Consider the following 15,048-nt stretch of genomic DNA (forward strand, 5'->3'; position numbering starts at 1 on the left):
GCTATTCTCTAATAATATAAACACCATTTTGACCCGTATACCAAAATGGTGTTTTTTGTTTATCACAAGTTTCTTTCCATCTATTAACATACGATTTGTAGTTGCTTCCATCCGCAATAACTTGTTGAGGTTTTAGCGAAGTAATTAATCTGTTTAAATTGATTTTAGGACTGTTTTGTAGTAGCACTATCGGATTTTTAAGTCCGTTAATTTGATAAACGCCTAAGCTATCTATAATCAAGATTTGTTTATTGTTGAAAGATATAACGTTAAATACTGAATCTGTATTTTTAGAAAGAATATGTTCACCAATTCTGTAGGATTGTAAAAGTTTTTCTTGTTGAAGAATGGAATCACTTATCGAACTAAAAACGTGTAGTTCGTTACCATTTCTTTTTCCTAAAACAGTATGCCTGCTTTTGTGAAATACAATAAACTCACTTTTGTTTACCTTCTCATGTTTTTCATAAAAATAAATTCCTTGTAAAAGAAGAATAGAAGTGAATAAGAAAACAACACTTTTAGAAGTTTTGCGAATCCAAACCTGAAAGAAGAAAATGGTAAATACATACCAAGCCAACATCGCCCAGAATGACATCGATATCTCTTTCAATAGAAAATCTTCTTGATGTGAAATCCAATCGACAAAATAATTCATCAAAGAAATTACGAATCCGTACGCATTAGCTGCAAATTGAGGCAAGATATTGAAGGTTGCTAATAGAATGATTACTATTCCGCAGCCCAAAATTGTTCCTAAAAAGGGAATGATAATTAAGTTAGATAGAATAAACAGCCCAGGAAACTGATGAAAATAGTACAAACTAATAGGTAAAATTCCTGCTTGAGCGGCTATTGAAACTGTAAATAAACCCCAACCTTTATCTAGTAACCAAAGTTTAGGTTTCCATAAATCATAGAGTAACGGTTGTACCCAAACAATGCCAAAAACGGCTAAATAACTGAGTTGAAATCCGACATCGAATAAAAACATGGGTTTTATCAACAGTAAAAATAGCATGGAACTGATTAAAGAAAACTCAATAACCTTCTTCCGTTTAAACGACAAACCGATAGCCACAAAAGTAAACATGGTTACGGCACGTACTACCGATGCCGATAAGCCTGCGATAAAAGCAAAAAACCAGAGTAATACTACAATGCAAGTAGTTTTAATAAGTATTCCATGCGGAATTCTTTCCAAAGGTTTAAATAGATAAGACAGAAATAATAGCAGAATACCAATATGGAGTCCAGAAACGGCTAAGATGTGAACCGCCCCAGCATTGGTATAACTTTCTAATAATTCTTTTGATATTTCTTGACGCTGACCGAGTAATAAAGCGTTAATAACAGCAAATTCATCGTTTGAAAAATGATATTGTTTTAAGGAAGTTTGTACTTTTTCTCTAATACTAGCCGATAAATTGATTAAAGAAAAACTTGCATCATCAAGCTGTTTACATTGCTGTTTGCTTAAAAACACTTGATGATAAATGTACTGCTTTGCTAAATACTGTTTGTAATCAAATTGATGCGGATTCAAAGGAGGAATCAATTCCTTAAAAGGAGTTTTAACAAAAATCCGATTACCAACAGCAAGTGAGGTTTGTGTACTGTCCTTTTGAATGTTTAGAAGAATAGTTCCGTTTGTTTTGGAGGAATCAACCTGAGAGACTTTAGCTACATATTTTGTGTAGTAATTTCCGGGTTTTAATACTTTTTGAATAGTTAGTATAGAAGATGAGCCATCTGTTAATTGATGTTCGTAATAATTCGCATAATTCTTCGGATTGTGAATGTAGGTAGTGCTAATTCCGATAGAAACAAATAATAGTAAGCTAACGATACTAAACACTTTTCGCATTTGAAACCTTTTTAAAAAGTAGAGAGCAATTAGAAAAACTAGCAATAAAACTCCTAAATAAAGAAGGTTAAAATGCCAAATCTGTGTGTAAAACTGAAGTGTTATTCCAATAATCACACATAGCAAAAAATGAAAAGGAGGATATGTAAGCAACTTTTTCATAACCTTTTAAAGTTATGAAAAAATTAAATAAAAATAGTATCCGTTTGAATAAGAGAGAAATATAATTAATAAGTTGTTGTCATATTATCATCTACACAAATAATAAAATCAGCTTTTTTGAGGTTTTCTTTTTCAAGCTTGTTAATATCCTTTTGTAAAACCGTGGTGATTGTTGCATAATTCAAATTTGGATTTTCATTCTTCAAATACCACAAAATTCCTTCGTAATAATCAGAGTGATAAGCTCCGTTATAGTGCAAAAACAAATGATTTGGCAGGTGGTTTTTCAAAATGAAATGTGCCATAGTAGCATCTTTTATGGCTTGAGCCATGACTAATTTTGGAGTACCATGATCTCCCATCATCGTTAGTATTTTTTTATAGGTAGGTAATTCGCTGTCAAATTTTATAGGCAAAGGAGCAATCCATGATTTTTCGGTGTCTGATAAAGCATCAACCGCTTCAAATCCTTTTTTATATACCAAATTAGCATATCTTCTAGGAATGTTGCTTGCAACAAAGTTCAGCTTTTGGTCTTTTGCAAAATTTACAAGAGGAGCATAATCGGTTTTATAGTTCGACCATAATCTAGCCAAGGTATCTAATTGTTTGCTGTTGATACTACCGTTTACATATTGACTTAAAGGTTGTTGATTATCAGCTTCAAACATTTCAGCACCTAAAATAAGTTTTCGTGTTTTATGAAGGTCGTTGGTTACTTCATACTGAAGCCAATGTGCAATAGGATTGTTGTGTAGCTCTCCAAACAAAACAATATCATTTTTTGCTAGTTTTTTAAGCATTCTGTTATAAGAAACTTTCTTTCCTTTGGCATTGTAAATTTTATAAGCCCTTTTTTGAGCAACTAAGTTAAGAGCGACAAACAAGAATAGAAGTAAAAAGGTAGTCTTTTTCATATTGGTTTGTTTTAATTAACAGAATTAGAGTTCAGTTTTAATAACTAATATCCATAGCTAGCTAATTTACCCAAAATTGCATAATAGCCAAATAAAAAAAGCAACCTTACTGGTTACTGAGCGTAGCCGAAGTAAGATTGCTTTTCAATGCTATTTAGTCTTTGAAATACGTTATACGATTTCTACAACCAAACCTTCTTCCGTTTTTTCAACTTTAGCAAGGTTATTTTTAGTTAATCCTTTAATGGTTTTGTCCCACTTTTTGTTAGATAAACCACTTTGAGTTTTTAACTCGTTTAAATCTATTTTTTCAGCTTTTTCTATCAATGCTAACAATGTTTTTTCATCATCGTTTAACTCAACAGAAGGAGCTTGCTTCTCAGGTTTCATTTGAGGGAAGAATAATACTTCTTGAATTGACGGATTGTTCGTTAAATACATAATTAAACGATCCATTCCAATTCCTAATCCAGAAGTAGGAGGCATCCCATACTCTAATGCACGTAAGAAATCTTGATCGATAAACTCACCCGCTTCATCATCTCCACGTTCCGCTAATTTTAATTGTGCTTCAAAACGCTCACGTTGATCGATAGGATCGTTTAATTCAGAGTAGGCATTAGCAATTTCTTTACCACATACCATTAACTCAAAACGTTCTGTCAATTCAGGATTGTCACGGTGCTCTTTACATAACGGAGACATTTCCTTCGGATAATCGGTAATAAAGGTTGGTTGAATGTAATTTCCTTCACATTTCTCTCCAAAAATCTCATCAATTAACTTTCCTTTCCCCATCGTATCATCTACTTCGATACCCATGTCTTGAGCAGCTTTACGGATTTCATCTTCCGATTTTCCGTTGATGTCAAAACCAGTAAAATGTTTGATAGAGTCTGCCATCGTAACACGCGCATACGGAGCTTTAAAATCTACTTTATGCTCTCCAAAAGTAGCTTCAGTAGTTCCATTCACTGCCAATGCACAGTGCTCTAATAATTTTTCAGTAAACTCCATCATCCAGTTGTAGTCTTTGTAGGCTACATAAATTTCCATGGCTGTAAATTCTGGGTTGTGCGTTCTGTCCATTCCTTCGTTACGGAAGTTTTTCGAAAACTCATACACACCGTCAAAACCACCAACAATCAAGCGCTTTAAGTATAACTCATTAGCAATACGCATGTATAACGGAATGTCTAAGGCATTGTGATGTGTAATAAATGGTCTTGCAGCAGCACCACCTGGAATTGGTTGTAAAATAGGTGTTTCTACTTCAAAATATCCTGCATCGTTAAAAAACTGACGCATCGCATTGAATAACTTCGTACGCTTTACAAAAACTTCTTTTACGTGTGGATTTACTACCAAATCAGCATAACGTTGACGGTAACGCATTTCAGGATCTGTAAATCCGTCAAAAGTATTTCCTTCAGCATCTACTTTTGGTAATGGTAATGGCTTTAAAGATTTACTTAATAATTTAAAATCTTTTACCATTACAGTGATTTCTCCAACCTGAGTTTTAAATAACTCTCCTTCAATCCCTACAAAATCACCTATATCTAATAACTTTTTGTACACTTCATTGTACAAGTTTTTGTCTTCACCAGTACAAATCTCGTCACGGTTAAAATATACCTGTACACGACCTTCGCTATCTTGTAACTCTGCGAAAGAAGCTTTTCCTTGAATACGACGTGACATTAATCTACCTGCAATCACCACCTTTTTACCCTCTTCAAACTTCTGTTTAATCTCTTTCGAGTTTGAATTTAAAGGAAATAAATCAGCTGGGTAGGGATTGATGCCTAATTCTCTTAGCTTCCCTAACTTTTCTCTACGTACAACTTCTTGTTCTGATAATTGCATGGGTTATTTTTTATTAATTTTTAATGAAGCTGCAAAGATACAATCAATTGCAGAATTAAACAACGCTTAACAGATTCGCATTTTTTGTAAAAAACTCAAAAAAGTTTGCGAACTTTAAAAAAGGTTGTATATTTGCAGGCTGTCTAATTTTAAAAGGACAGCATTTAGTTGTGTTGTTAGGTACTTTAAATAGTACCATGGTTTTGTTAACCAATGGAAAGCTTCCCTGAGATGGGTTGCTTTTTTTTTGCGCTAAATTTAAGTGTTTTTTGAAGCTATTTCCCGCTTTCCGCACTCGCTTCCCGAAGTGTCGGGAGAGCTCAAACAATTGCTACAATCGGGGCTAAGCGTATTTGCTAACTTCCCTAATTGTTTAGGGTGTTCTCTGAATGTAGTCGAAGGGACATTATCAATAAAACTTCTTCCTAAAAGAAAGAATTACTGTATTCAAAAAACTTCACGATAAATAATACCAAGTATACCGTAGCAATAGAAAATTTAATAGTTGCGGATGCTAAAAATCCAAGAAAAGCACCGAACGAGGCTTTAATAGCTCTGTTGGTATCTTTACTGTCATAAATCAATTCACCCACCAAAGCTCCCACAAAAGCACCGATCAAAATTCCGAAGGGAATAGGAGTAAAGAGTCCAATAATTAAACCAATTGTGGTACCATACACACCGTATTTAGAGCCTCCAAAGCGTTTTGTTCCCATTGCAGGAATAAAATAATCCAAAATAAATATGAAGACGGCAATAGCTAGGGTAATGCCTAAGAACGTCCAGTTTTGAGGGACAACACTTGTTAGGTGTAACAATAACAAACCTACCCAACTAGTAATAGGCCCTGGTAATACTGGTAAAAACGATCCGACAATTCCTAAACAAGAAAATACAAACCCAAGTATAACTAAAAATATATCCATTAACTTTTTTTATTGATATGACGAAGATAGGAAAGCTTTGTTACATATTTATTAACTAAAAAATTAGTTTAAACTAATTTTTTAGTTATATTTGTTTCAGGAATATTTCATATAAAGTACTATGAGTAAACAATTAACGAAGGCAGAAGAACAAATAATGCAGGTATTATGGGAGTTAAAAATAGCTTCGGTAAAAGAAGTAATTGAGCAGTTACCAGAGCCTAAGCCAGCATATAATACGGTTTCTACCATAATTAGAATTTTAGAAACGAAAGAATTTGTGGGGCATAAACCAAAGGGTAGAGGGTATGAATATTACCCGTTGATAGAAAAGTCTGACTATAGCAATGAAAGTTTACACAAGTTAATGGATGGTTATTTTGGAGGTTCATTTAAGAGTATGGTGTCGTTTTTTATGAAAGAAAACAAAATGGACATTCAAGAACTAGAAAGTATTTTAAAAGAGGTGAATAAAAATAAGAAGTCATGATCAACTATATTATTCAAGTTATATTATTTCAGGTACTGTTTGTAGCGGTGTACGATTTCTTTTTAAGCAAAGAAACCTTTTTTACCAAAAACAGATGGTATTTGTTGGGTACAGCAGTACTTTCTTTTGTGTTACCCTTGTTTAAAATTCCAACGGTTCAAAAAGCTGTGCCGCAAGAATATTATATTTTATTACCAGAGGTCGTGTTGTCACCTCAAAAAGTAATTGAAAAAGCGGTTTGGTATCAATCCATTACTTATTTAGACGTGTTATTTTGGAGTGGATTCGTACTGTTTTTAGGAGTGTTTTTAGTGAAGTTAGAACGTATCATTCGACTAGTTTTACAATACGGAACTACTCCAAAAGGAAATTATAAACTCATATTGCTTCCAAAAGAAACCAAAGCGTTTTCATTTTTCAATTATATTTTTTTAGGAAAAGATATTCCATCTTCAAAGCAAGAAAAAATCATTCAACACGAATTGGTGCATAGTGAACAAAAACACACGTTGGACTTGCTATTTTTTGAGTTTTTAAAAATAGTAATGTGGTTCAACCCGATGGTGTATGTGTATCAAAATCGTATTTCATTAGTTCATGAATATATTTCAGATGCTGTAGCAAGTAAATCTGATCAAAAAGAAAATTATATCAACCATTTACTCGCTGATATTTTTCAGGTCGAGCATATTTCATTCATTAATCAATTTTATAAACATTCATTAATCAAAAAACGAATTATTATGATGACAAAAACACAATCAAAAAAGGTAAAACAGCTAAAATATTTGCTGCTGATTCCACTTTTAGGAAGTATGATTTTGTATACGGCTTGTTCTAGTGAAGAAGTTAAGATAGAAAAGCAGCCTGTAACAGTATATAAAACTGAAGATGGTAAAATTGTAAAAAAACCTTCTACTGGTTACCAAAGTAAATATTTGGACATTTATTTAGGTGATGGAATGCCTAATGCAAAAGAATACTCTATTGATGAATTAAGAGAAGAGGAAAAAGGAGAGTATTTAGATTTGTTGAAAGGATTTAATAAAGAAGGAATGCCTCAATTAAATATTAGAGTTTTTGAAGCTGAGAACGGTAGAAAAATGGTTGCTTTTGAAAAACCTCATGTAGAAAAAAGTGAAACCCAGAGAAAAAATAATTACCAAGATTCAGAAGACATTCCTTTCTCGCTTTTAGATAAAGTACCAACGTTTCCTGGGTGTGCAGAAGGAGATAAAGACTGTTTTCATAAAAGTGTAAGCAAGTTTGTGCAAGATAATTTTGATATGTCAATAACTAAAGATCTTGGACTTCCAATAGGGAAAAAAAGAATCTATGTGCAATTTAAAATAGACAAAGAAGGTAAAGTAATTGATGTTAAGGCAAGAGCTCCACATCCAACATTAGAACAGTATGCTGAAGAATTGGCACAAAAATTGCCTCAAATGGAACCAGGAATTAAAAATGGAGCAAAAGTTCAAGTAGGGTATACCTTACCAATTACTTTTGAGGTGAAATAAAATAAGTATCTTGGTCACAGTTAACCAATGAACAATACCAAAAATAGAAACGTGAAAAATAAAATTTTACTTATTGTTTTTGTAGTAGGAATTATAAAAGTCGAGGCGCAAGTTTCGGCTTTTCAAACTATTGATAGTTTACTAAATAAAGGGCGCTATCAAACAGCATTAACAAAGTTACATGAGTTGGATACTACTTTTCAATCAACTTCAAAAATAGCGGCAATTTATGCGTCTATAGATAATCATAAGCAAGCTTCTAAATACTATGAGCAAGCTTTGGCATTGCAAGATGATTATGCTGTAAAAGTAAACTTGGGAAAAGCGTATCAGAAAGAGAAAAAGCTAGAAAAGGCAATTGAAATTTATGAAGGAATTATAAATGAGGATGCCGAAAATTTATTGATACAATATCAACTTGGAAAGTTATATGCAAAAACCAAACAACCTGCTAAGTCGATAGAAACTTTTAAGAGTTTAACCCAAATAGATAGTACAAATGCAAATTATTACTATCAATTAGGAATTGGATATGCAATGTTGAACAAGAATAATTTAAAAATTAATAGCTTTTTAGAAGCTTACAAAAATGATGAAGAGCATATTAAATCGATTCATCAATTGGCGTTGGCGTATACTTTTTTAAGAGATAAAGATTCTGCAACCATTTTTATCAATAGAGGATTGGAAGTGGATCCTAATCACATCGCTTTAAACAAACTTAAAATTAATAACCTATACAGAAAAGAAAAGTATAAAGAAGCGATTAAACTATTAGATAAGATAGATTCTATAGAGCCTAATGAGCATTATACTCAAAAAATGTTAGGGCGAAGTTATTTTAATTTGAAGAAGTATAAGAAGGCAAAAGAGTATTTTAATAAAGCACTTAAAATAGATCGATCAGATTTTAAAGCATATAAATATTTAGGAGATATTGATTTTGAACAGAGAAAATTTCATAAAGCACAGTTGAATTATACATTAGCGACTTTTGTTGGTAAAGAACCAAGAGATGAGGAATATTACCAATTAGCAAGAGTGTATAAAGAGTTAGGTAACTCTAAAGAAGAGTTGAGTTTATATAAAAAGGCTTTTGATGAGAATAAAAAAAATTATCGAGCATTGTTTCAATTAGCTTTAAAGAGTGAAGTTTATTATGAAGACAAGAAAATTGCATATAAGCACTATAAAACTTATATAAATCGTTTTGAAAGAAAAGATGTTTCATATACTGAATATGTGAAAACACGATTAGAAGCGATAAAAAAACATTATTTCTTACAAGGAGAAATTTTAGATTAGTAGTAAAATTCGTATATTCATCTTAAAATCAATAAGATGAATATACGTTATGCCGTCTTTTTACTTTTACTAACTACTTCTTGTGATTTTTTGTCACCACCTAAAAAAGGGAACCTTCAAGCTTTTGATACTATAGTAGATTTTACGAAAGTAGATGTTTCTCCTGCTTTTAATAGATGTAGAAGTCTTTCAGAAGAAGAAAAATCGAAGTGTTTTAGAGAAGAAATTCATGAAAGGTTTGCTAAAAGTTTACAAGAGTATTCTTTTGTAATACAAGAAGGAATAGAAGAAGAGGTACTTATTGATTTGTTAATTAATGCTGAAGGTAAATTTATATTGAAAAATATTACGGCTTCAAATAATGTTACGCAGCAACTTCCAGAGTTGGATAGTATTTTAAAATCTACTATTGAAAAATTACCGCAAATACAACCCGCAACAAAAAGAGGTATTCCTGTAGTTACGCAATATCATTTACCATTAAAAATTCAAACAAAATAAGCTTAGAGTTTTAACAATTCCTCTACAAAACTACGTTCGTTAGATAATCTCGGAACTTTGTGTTGACCACCTAGCTTACCTTTTTCTTTCATCCAATCGTAAAATAAACCTTTGCGGGCTTGATGCACTTTTGGCATTGCCAAGGTCATATTGTTATAACGTTTAGCCTCGTAGTCAGAGTTACAATTTTTTAGAGCGTTATCTAGCATTTCAGTAAAGAAGGCAAGATTTTTAGGAGGCTTTTCAAACTCTATAATCCATTCGTGTGCTCCATTTTCCTTTCCGTTCATAAAAATAGGGCCAACTGTATATTCTTTTATTTCACTATTGGTTTTATCACTGGCAGCTTTTAATGCTTCTTCAGCATTTTCAATAATTAATTCCTCTCCAAAAACGTTGATATGATGTTTGGTACGTCCAGTAATTTTTATACGATAAGGATCGGTTGAGGTAAATTTAACTGTGTCTCCAATTAAATAACGCCATAAACCACCATTGGTAGTTATTACAACAGCATAGTTTATATCTTTTTTTACTTCGGAAAGCGGAATTGCAATAGAGTTTTCACCATCGTATTGATCCATAGGAATGAACTCGTAGAAAATTCCGTAATCTAACATCAATAACATTTCTTCAGAGTTGTTTCGGTCTTGGATAGCGAAGAATCCTTCAGAAGCGTTATAGGTTTCATAGTACTTAAAATCGTCTTTCGGAATCAATTTTTTGTACTGTTCACGATATGGGTTAAAGTTGATTCCTCCGTGAAAGTACACCTCCAAATTAGGCCAAACCTCTAAGATATTATCCTTTCCAGTTTTTTCTAAAACTTTGTTTAGTAAAACTAGCATCCAAGAAGGAACTCCAACCAAACTGGTAATGTTTTCGTGAATGGTTTCGTTGATAATGGCTTCCATTTTCGTTTCCCATTCGCTCATCAATGCTGTTTCTTGTTTAGGAGCAGAGCTGAAATCTGCCCAAAAAGGCATGTTTTCAATAATAATTGCAGAAAGGTCTCCGAAATAAGAATTATTGTCTTCATATACAGCAGAGCTTCCACCTAAGCGAAGTCCTTTTCCTGTAAATAATTTAGCATCTTCATTGTTGTTGATATACAGACACAACATGTCTTTTCCTGCTTTAAAATGGCAATATTCAATAGCTTCATCACTTACAGGAATAAACTTACTTTTTGCGTTGGTAGTACCGCTAGATTTTGCAAACCAACGGATAGGTGTTGGCCAAAACAAATTTTGTTCTCCTTTTCTACAGCGTTCAATAAGTGGTTCAATACTCTCGTAACGTTGAATAGGAATGTTATTTGCAAAGTCTGAGTAATTTTTAATTGAAGCAAAGTTTTGTTGTTTTCCGAATTCAGTATTCTTAGCCGCACTCACAAGTTTGAGTAACAACTCATTTTGCACATCAATGGGGTATTTTAAAAACAACTCTACTTGATGTTTACGCTTTTTTAAGAACCAAGAAATGATTGAATTTATAAATGGAAACGTCATAGTTTAACTCTTAATTCAATTTTTTTACAGTAAGTTTGTGAAGCTAAAAGTAATAAAATTTAAGACATGCAATACCAAGGAGTTTTAAAAAAAATGCCTACCGAGAATCTAACCACTGTTCAGTATTATTTAGAGATGCCATCTGGTTATTTGAATATGAATCAGTTATTGAATAGAGAAATGTCTTTAAGCTTTGTTACTTATGAGTGTTTAAACTGTCATTTAGAAAAGAAAATTTACCGTCAAGGTTTTTGTAAGAGTTGTTTTTTTGAAATACCTACTGCTGGTGATTGGATTATGCGTCCTGAATTGAGTAAAGCGCACTTAGGAGAAGAAGATAGAGACTTAGAGTATGAGAAAAAAGTGCAGTTGCAGCCACATATTGTGTACTTGGCAAATTCAAGTAATGTAAAAGTGGGAGTAACGAGAAAACAACAAGTGCCAACTCGTTGGATTGATCAAGGAGCACATGAAGCTATTGAAATAGTTGAGGTGCCAAATCGATATTTAGCTGGAATAACAGAAGTTGCTTTAAAAGAACACGTTGCTGATAAGACCAATTGGAGAACGATGCTGAAAAATGACATTAAAGATGAAAATTTGGTGGAGTGGAGAGAGCGCTTACAAGAGTTTATTCCTGATGAAGCAAAAGAATATTATATAGCTACGAATACGGAAACAAATATTCAATTTCCTGTAGAGAAATATCCGAAAAAACCTAAGAGTTTAAACTTAGAGAAAGAAGAAAACTATACAGGTAAGTTGGTTGGAATAAAAGGACAATACCTAATTTTTGAAGATGAAACGGTTTTTAATGTTCGTGCCAATGAAGGGTTAGTTGTGAAGATTGAGTTGCTATAGTAAATCTATTTCTCGTTGAATATTTTCACGAGCAGCTTTTTCAAATTTTTGATGGAAGTATTCAGTTTTAAATATATTATCCATGGTTAAAATATGTTTTAGTGCTTTTTTTCGACCAGGATTGTAAACTAAGCTAGGATACACAGCGTACTCTTTTCGCACATTTTTATAGTATTGCTCGTATGTTTCCCAATTTGAGCCCAAAATAGCTAAGTCAGCATCGGTAAAATAATTGGTGTCAGTATCTTCTGATACTTTATGATGTTTAGTAGCTAAAATATGATTTTCACACCTTTTAATAATTTCTTTAGGTACATAGAGTAGTTGCATTCTTTCTATAGCGAATTCAGTACTCTTTTCTTCATTATTACTTTTAAGGGAATTGTAGATTACATCGTGATAGAAAAGTGTAAATAAAATGGTATTCCAAGAGCTAATTTCTGTTTTCACTTGAGATAATTGAAAAAGTAAATTTTCTAGATGAACTAAAGTGTGATAGTATCGTTTTTTGTCAGTGTGGTTTTTAACAATCTCTTCCCAAAGAGTTAGGTTCAGTACTTTGTCATCAGAATAATTAGCGGCTAAACTTAGAAAAGTATTTTTTAGCATAGGAAATAAAATAATGAGATTAAAAAACGGGGATATCCCCGTTTTTTAATTTTTTAAAGCAACTTGGTGGTTATTCATTCGTAACTCACTCAATACATTTAATGCCTCATTAATGTAAATATCTTTCTGAAGGTTTTTATGCCATGCAACACGTTTTTCTTCTAAAACAGTGTCTTTTTTAAATAAACTTAGTTCGTATGTAGGAGATTCAAATGTTAAATGAGAATCGAACTTGAAGATATCTTTATATTGTTCGCCTTCTTTAACTTTAGCTTCGCTTTCCTTTTTAAAAGTTTCGTAGTTTAATGAGTATACTCTTTCGTCTTGATTTTTCTTTAACCACTTAGCGTACTCGTTTATTTTATTAAACTTTTCATCATTCATTACACGTTGCTTGCTGTTGTAAACAACATCAGCAAAATTACTATAGGTATTGGTAGTTGTATACTTAGCTTGTTTTACTTTATCCCATGGTAAAGCACCATCTAAATCACGTTCACCAAAGTCCATATAGCTGTATCTGCTAGGTAATGAAATATCAGAATATACACCTTCAATTTGTGTAGAACCACCGTTGATTCTATAAAACTTTTGAATGGTCATTTTTAAAGCTCCTAAGTCATCAGGATATTGCTCATAAAAACGATTGATAGGTAATACGTTTTGTACGGTTCCTTTACCGTAAGTTTGTTTACCACCAATAATAACTCCACGTTTATAATCTTGCATTGCTGCAGCAAAAATTTCTGAAGCAGAAGCAGAGAATTCATTTACCATTACTACTAATGGTCCTTCCCATTGTATTTTAGAATCGGTATCATTTTTTACTAAAGGATCTTCTCCACGGTACTTTACTTGTACTATAGGCCCTTCTTTAATGAATAATCCTCCAATTTCAATGGCTGTTTTTAAAGAACCTCCACCATTATCACGTAAGTCAACAATTAAACCTTCAACATTTTCTTTCTTTAAACGCTCAATTTCTTGCTCCATGTCTTTTGCAGCATCTCTTCTGCTTAAGTCGTTGAAATCAATATAAAATCTAGGAAGGTTTATTACTCCGTATTTTTTACCGTCTTTTTCAACAATACTCGATTTTACAAAAGTTTCCTCCAGTTCTACTACATCTCTAATAATTGGAATAATTTTAATAGAACCATCAATTTTTTTCTTAACGGTTAAACGTACCTCAGTTCCTTTTTTACCTTTGATAAATTTAATAGCATCATCTAAACGCATTCCTACGATATCAAGAGGTTCTTCGTCTCCTTGAGCAACTTTTAAAATGATATCATCAGCTTCTAGTTCACCTTGTTTCCAAGCAGGCCCACCAGAAATTAACTCAACAATATGCGTGTAAATTCCTTTCTTTTGTAAACGAGCACCAATTCCCTCAAGTTTACCAGACATTTCTTGATCGAAACGTGTTTTAATATTAGGAGACATGTAAGTTGTGTGCGGATCAAAACCACTTACCACACTATTTAAGAACGTAGAGTACCAGTCAGAATTTTCCAATTCACCTATACGCATGTATAAGTCGTTCATGTTTTTTAACACTTTCTTTCTAGCTTCAACTTCTAATTCTTTAAAAGATTTCTTTTTGAAGTTTTTATCTTTTTTTGCTTTTTCGTTTTGTTGCGCATCAGCATCTTCTATATTACTTAAAATAGATAGTTTTAATTGTTTTCTCCAGTAGTCAGTTAATTCGGTTTCGTTTTTAGCATAAGGAACCTTGTCGTAATCAATATCAATTATCTCATTTTTTTTGTAGTTAAAAGGTTGTTTTAACAAAGCGCGATAATTTGCTTTTCCTGATTCCATTTTTTCAAGAAAACGATTATAAACCAGTTTGTAAAAATCAATATTAGATTCTCTTAGTTGATTATCAATTTGATATTTATATTGAGAGAATTCTTTTAAATCTTCTTGTGTAAAATAGCGTTTACTTGGATCTAAACCATCAATAAAAGTTGTATATACATGTTCAGAAAAATCATCATTCAAATCTTTTTGAACATAATGGTAACGACTTAAAATGTTTTTTAAAACATATACAATAACTCTATCTTTTTCTGGGTCATTATTAGGAAGTGTATTCGAGCTAACAGAGTTCGAAAATAATAATGTAATAGCTAAAAATGGTATAATAAACTTCGTCTTCATAAAACCTTCTATCTTTTAAATTTGTGTTGAGTAGTTTAGTTGTGTCGCTAAGCTACTAAAATAATGCCAATTTTTTAAGTTTTGTTGCTTTTTATAAAAACAACACCCCAACTTTATACTCTTGATTTTACCCTTTAGATCCTTTCAAGGATGTAATGCTACTATTTCTCTAAATATACTTAGATAATATATCTTATGTTAGATTGAAATAATAGCGCAAAAAGCCGAAATAATAAAAACGGTAAGGTAAACAATAATTCGTATCATGACGCTTGTGTTTGATTACCACAATTTTACATATAAAATAAACGAATCTGTCTTTAGAAAATGTTAAAAAAAAATCC

At 32.1% G+C, this 15,048-nt stretch carries 12 protein-coding genes; 5 read left to right on the forward strand and 7 right to left on the reverse strand.

The window, feature by feature from the left end:
- Position 1: 1 nt before the first annotated feature.
- From OU788_RS06960 to OU788_RS06975, 4 genes are all read right to left on the reverse strand, one after another.
- On the reverse strand, positions 2-2,029 hold the full coding sequence (locus OU788_RS06960; RefSeq protein ID WP_274634493.1) for a ComEC/Rec2 family competence protein: 2,028 nt from the start codon (positions 2,027-2,029) through the stop codon (positions 2-4).
- A gap of 65 nt (positions 2,030-2,094) precedes the next feature.
- On the reverse strand, positions 2,095-2,946 hold the full coding sequence (locus OU788_RS06965; RefSeq protein WP_274634494.1) for a ChaN family lipoprotein: 852 nt from the start codon (positions 2,944-2,946) through the stop codon (positions 2,095-2,097).
- 171 nt (positions 2,947-3,117) lie between these two features.
- On the reverse strand, positions 3,118-4,815 hold the full coding sequence (gene lysS / locus OU788_RS06970; protein WP_274634495.1) for a lysine--tRNA ligase: 1,698 nt from the start codon (positions 4,813-4,815) through the stop codon (positions 3,118-3,120).
- 425 nt (positions 4,816-5,240) lie between these two features.
- The gene (locus OU788_RS06975; RefSeq protein ID WP_274634496.1) at positions 5,241-5,741 is read right to left on the reverse strand and encodes a DUF456 domain-containing protein; all 501 of its coding nucleotides are present in this window, start codon (positions 5,739-5,741) and stop codon (positions 5,241-5,243) included.
- A gap of 121 nt (positions 5,742-5,862) precedes the next feature.
- Between OU788_RS06975 and OU788_RS06980 the strand changes: the two genes are divergently transcribed.
- From OU788_RS06980 to OU788_RS06995, 4 genes are read left to right on the forward strand one after another with little or no spacing between them, the layout of a single operon-like run.
- Positions 5,863-6,231: a BlaI/MecI/CopY family transcriptional regulator gene (locus tag OU788_RS06980; RefSeq protein WP_274634497.1), complete on the forward strand. Its 369-nt coding sequence runs from the start codon at positions 5,863-5,865 to the stop codon at positions 6,229-6,231.
- Positions 6,228-7,751, forward strand: a complete 1,524-nt coding sequence (locus OU788_RS06985; RefSeq protein ID WP_274634498.1) for a M56 family metallopeptidase — start codon at positions 6,228-6,230, stop codon at positions 7,749-7,751. Before OU788_RS06980 ends, OU788_RS06985 begins: the two co-directional genes overlap by 4 nt.
- Before the next feature lie 51 nt (positions 7,752-7,802).
- Positions 7,803-9,056, forward strand: a complete 1,254-nt coding sequence (locus tag OU788_RS06990) for a tetratricopeptide repeat protein (RefSeq protein ID WP_274634499.1) — start codon at positions 7,803-7,805, stop codon at positions 9,054-9,056.
- 36 nt (positions 9,057-9,092) lie between these two features.
- A complete protein-coding gene (locus tag OU788_RS06995; RefSeq protein ID WP_274634500.1) occupies positions 9,093-9,557 on the forward strand; it encodes a hypothetical protein in 465 nt (154 codons plus the stop codon).
- Between the two features lie 2 nt (positions 9,558-9,559).
- Here the strand turns inward: OU788_RS06995 and OU788_RS07000 are convergent, their stop codons facing one another.
- Positions 9,560-11,068: a GH3 auxin-responsive promoter family protein gene (locus OU788_RS07000; protein WP_274634501.1), complete on the reverse strand. Its 1,509-nt coding sequence runs from the start codon at positions 11,066-11,068 to the stop codon at positions 9,560-9,562.
- A gap of 66 nt (positions 11,069-11,134) precedes the next feature.
- On the opposite strand from OU788_RS07000, the gene OU788_RS07005 reads away from it, so the two are divergent.
- Positions 11,135-11,929 (forward strand): DUF2797 domain-containing protein, encoded by a 795-nt coding sequence (locus OU788_RS07005; RefSeq protein ID WP_274634502.1) that lies wholly within the window; start codon positions 11,135-11,137, stop codon positions 11,927-11,929.
- On the opposite strand, the gene OU788_RS07010 is transcribed toward OU788_RS07005, so the two are convergent.
- Both OU788_RS07010 and OU788_RS07015 read right to left on the reverse strand, forming a co-directional pair.
- On the reverse strand, positions 11,924-12,538 hold the full coding sequence (locus tag OU788_RS07010; RefSeq protein ID WP_274634503.1) for an HD domain-containing protein: 615 nt from the start codon (positions 12,536-12,538) through the stop codon (positions 11,924-11,926). The genes OU788_RS07005 and OU788_RS07010 overlap by 6 nt on opposite strands.
- A 45-nt stretch (positions 12,539-12,583) precedes the next feature.
- Positions 12,584-14,704: a carboxy terminal-processing peptidase gene (locus OU788_RS07015; RefSeq protein ID WP_274634504.1), complete on the reverse strand. Its 2,121-nt coding sequence runs from the start codon at positions 14,702-14,704 to the stop codon at positions 12,584-12,586.
- Positions 14,705-15,048 lie beyond the last annotated feature (344 nt).

Source organism: Tenacibaculum sp. L6, assembly GCF_028823685.1.
In the GTDB taxonomy this organism is placed as follows: Bacteria; Bacteroidota; Bacteroidia; order Flavobacteriales; family Flavobacteriaceae; genus Polaribacter.

Bases quoted from the DNA above. Each gene is read 5' to 3' on its own strand.
- OU788_RS07000 (WP_274634501.1), bottom strand. From the start codon at position 11,068: ATGACGTTTCCATTTATAAATTCAATCATTTCTTGGTTCTTAAAAAAG.
- OU788_RS06965 (WP_274634494.1), bottom strand. From the start codon at position 2,946: ATGAAAAAGACTACCTTTTTACTTCTATTCTTGTTTGTCGCTCTTAAC.
- OU788_RS06975 (WP_274634496.1), bottom strand. From the start codon at position 5,741: ATGGATATATTTTTAGTTATACTTGGGTTTGTATTTTCTTGTTTAGGA.
- OU788_RS07015 (WP_274634504.1), bottom strand. From the start codon at position 14,704: ATGAAGACGAAGTTTATTATACCATTTTTAGCTATTACATTATTATTT.
- OU788_RS06980 (WP_274634497.1), top strand. From the start codon at position 5,863: ATGAGTAAACAATTAACGAAGGCAGAAGAACAAATAATGCAGGTATTA.
- OU788_RS06960 (WP_274634493.1), bottom strand. From the start codon at position 2,029: ATGAAAAAGTTGCTTACATATCCTCCTTTTCATTTTTTGCTATGTGTG.
- OU788_RS06985 (WP_274634498.1), top strand. From the start codon at position 6,228: ATGATCAACTATATTATTCAAGTTATATTATTTCAGGTACTGTTTGTA.
- OU788_RS06995 (WP_274634500.1), top strand. From the start codon at position 9,093: ATGAATATACGTTATGCCGTCTTTTTACTTTTACTAACTACTTCTTGT.
- OU788_RS07010 (WP_274634503.1), bottom strand. From the start codon at position 12,538: ATGCTAAAAAATACTTTTCTAAGTTTAGCCGCTAATTATTCTGATGAC.
- OU788_RS07005 (WP_274634502.1), top strand. From the start codon at position 11,135: ATGCAATACCAAGGAGTTTTAAAAAAAATGCCTACCGAGAATCTAACC.
- lysS (WP_274634495.1), bottom strand. From the start codon at position 4,815: ATGCAATTATCAGAACAAGAAGTTGTACGTAGAGAAAAGTTAGGGAAG.